Here is a 2,520-nt window from a genome sequence, read left to right as displayed (position 1 = left end):
CTCGAAGACCAACTCGAAGAAGCCCAACGCATCAACGCCGAATACCGCCGCGCCGCCAACACCACAACCAGCCCCTCCAGCCCCGCCTGACGCGCCGAGCAGCGGCCGCCGGCATCGGACCCGGCCGTCACGCGCGGTACCCGCCGACTCGGGGAACCAGGCGTGTTGAGCGGGTGAAGCTTGGGCCCGCGTTCGTGTCCCGGGGCATGCATGAAGCTCGCCGCCGTCTCCGGACGAGCCGGCGGACACGACGCGCTGGAGGCGAGTGATGAACCAAAGAACGGTCCAAACCGACCCCACGCCCCACCGGGTTCCGGTCCTCATCGTCGGCGGTTCCCTCGTCGGCCTGTCGACCTCGGTGTTCCTGGGCCGATTGGGCGTACCGCACACACTGGTGGAGCGGCACGCCGGCACCTCCATCCACCCCCGCGGCCGCGGCAACAACGTGCGCACGATGGAACTGTTCCGCACGGCCGGTGTCGAGCCGATGATCCGTCAGGCCGCCGCCACGCTGGCCGACAACCACGGCATCCTGCAGACGCCCACCCTGGTCGGAGACGCGGGCGAGTGGCTGTTCAAGGAGATCGACGCGGGCGGCGGACTGGCCCGCTTCAGCCCCAGCTCATGGTGCCTGTGCAGCCAGAACGACCTGGAGCCGGTGCTGCTCGACCACGCCGAGCGGCTCGGCGGCGATCTGCGGTACGGCACCGAACTGCTGTCGTTCGACAGCGGGCCCACCGGGGTCACCGCGATCCTCAAGAGCCGGGAGACCGGCGAGCACACCACCGTCCTCGCCGACTATCTGGTCGCCGCCGACGGCCCCCGCAGCCCCATCCGCGAGCAGCTGGGCATCGGCCAGAGCGGTCCCGGTGACCTGTTCAGCAACGTCAGCATCACCTTCCGCTCCCGCCGCCTCGCCGAGGTCGTCGGCGAGCGCCGTTTCATCGTCTGCTATCTGACCGACCCGGCGGCCGACGGCGCCCTGCTGCCCGTGGACAACCGTGAGAACTGGGTCTTCCACGCGCCCTGGCACCCCGAACGCGGCGAAACGCTGGAGGAGTTCACCGACGAGCGGTGTGTCGAGCACATCCGCCGCGCGGTCGGCGTCGCCGATCTCGACGTGGAGATCACCGGCCGGGCCCCCTGGCACGCCGCCCAGCGCGTCGCCCGCAGCTACCGGGCGGGACGCGTCTTCCTGGCCGGCGACTCGGCCCACGAGATGTCCCCCACCGGGGCGTTCGGCTCCAACACCGGTATCCAGGACGCGCACAACCTCGCCTGGAAGCTCGCCGCGGTGCTCGGCGGCTGGGCCGGGGACGGGCTGCTGGACTCGTACGACGCCGAACGCCGCCCGGTGGCGGAGGCGACCAGCGCCCGCGCCGCCGCCCGCTCGGCCGAGCACAGCCACCCCGGTTACGCCCCGCCCCCCGGCACCGGCGGCGGCCCGCAGCGCGGCATCCTCAACGTGGCCCTCGGCTACCGCTATCCGCAGGGCGCCGTCCTGGGCGCCGACCCCGCGACCCCGGTCGTCCCGGACCGCCTCGACCTGTCCGGTGCACCCGGCAGCAGGGCACCCCACCTGGCGGTACGGCACCGGGGTGAACGCATCTCCACCCTGGACCTCTACGAGCGCTCGCTCGTCCTGCTCAGCGGCGCCGGGACGCCGAGCGGCTGGCACGAGGCCGCCGTCCGCCTCGCAGCGCAGACGTCCGTCCCGCTGGCCTCGTACCGGCTGGGCGGGGGACCGGGCGCCGAGCTGACGACCGAGGGCGACGCGGACTGGGCGGCCGCCCACGGCACGACGCCCGAAGGCGCCGTACTCGTCCGGCCGGACGGGTTCGTGGCCTGGCGGTCGGCGGGCGCGGTCCCGGACGCCGAGTCGGCGTTGCGTCAGGTCCTGAGCACCCTGCTGGGGACCGTCTGACGGCGGTTCGGCCGGGGCGGGTTCACCCGGCTGACCGCCTTGAGTGGTGGCGGAAGCCGGTGTGACTGACGGTAGATCACGTCGGGGGCGGGCCACCCGAGCTGACGAAGCACCAGCTGCCCGGCCGCCGACGGAAGGAACGTCACATGCGCTCTGCTGGCATCCTCCTGACCACGGCGGCGGCCTCGGCCGTCCTCGTTCTCGGCGCACCCGGCGCCTACGCGGCCGGGGACGACTGGGACTCGTCGGACTCCTCCTACAGCAAGGAGCACAACAACCCCAAGTACGACCCGGAGACCTACAAGGACAAGGACAGCGAGCAGGGCCGGGAGTCCGGCGGCAAGCACGACGGCGGCTGGAGCGGCAGCCACGAGAAGCCCAGCGGCGGAATGCACACCGGGGGCGGCGGCCTGGCCTCCTCCCCGGCGGTGACCACGGGCGGGCTCGCCATGCTGGTGGTCGCCGGAACCGGCCTGTACGCGGCACGCCGTAAGAAGATCGCCGGAAGCCTGGCCTGACCCGTGCCGGACGCGATAGCCGCCGGGCCGCCGCGGGATGAGCCACGACAGGAACTCATCGATCTCTAGGAATCGCCG

The 2,520-nt window shown here is 72.7% G+C and carries 2 protein-coding genes and 1 pseudogene; all 3 read left to right on the top strand.

The annotated features are described in order from the left end of the window. Nucleotides 1–90 (top strand): annotated as a pseudogene (locus ABZT93_RS40300) (MerR family DNA-binding transcriptional regulator); the annotation flags it as partial. Nucleotides 91–268: 178 nt separating this feature from the next. Next, nucleotides 269–1,924, top strand: coding sequence for an FAD-dependent monooxygenase (locus ABZT93_RS40295; protein ID WP_356114100.1), 1,656 nt, complete (start codon nucleotides 269–271; stop codon nucleotides 1,922–1,924). Nucleotides 1,925–2,070: 146 nt separating this feature from the next. Continuing rightward, nucleotides 2,071–2,442 carry a hypothetical protein gene (locus ABZT93_RS40290; protein WP_356114099.1) on the top strand — a complete coding sequence of 124 codons (372 nt, stop codon included), beginning with the start codon at nucleotides 2,071–2,073 and terminating at the stop codon, nucleotides 2,440–2,442. Nucleotides 2,443–2,520 lie beyond the last annotated feature (78 nt).

The sequence above is a fragment of the Streptomyces sp. NPDC005303 genome, assembly GCF_040607335.1.
In the GTDB taxonomy this organism is placed as follows: domain Bacteria; phylum Actinomycetota; class Actinomycetes; order Streptomycetales; family Streptomycetaceae; genus Streptomyces.
This window is presented reverse-complemented; position numbering and strand designations above follow the sequence as displayed.

Excerpts from the sequence above, each read along its gene's own strand:
- ABZT93_RS40295 (WP_356114100.1), top strand. The coding sequence starts at position 269 with ATGAACCAAAGAACGGTCCAAACCGACCCCACGCCCCACCGGGTTCCG.
- ABZT93_RS40290 (WP_356114099.1), top strand. The coding sequence starts at position 2,071 with ATGCGCTCTGCTGGCATCCTCCTGACCACGGCGGCGGCCTCGGCCGTC.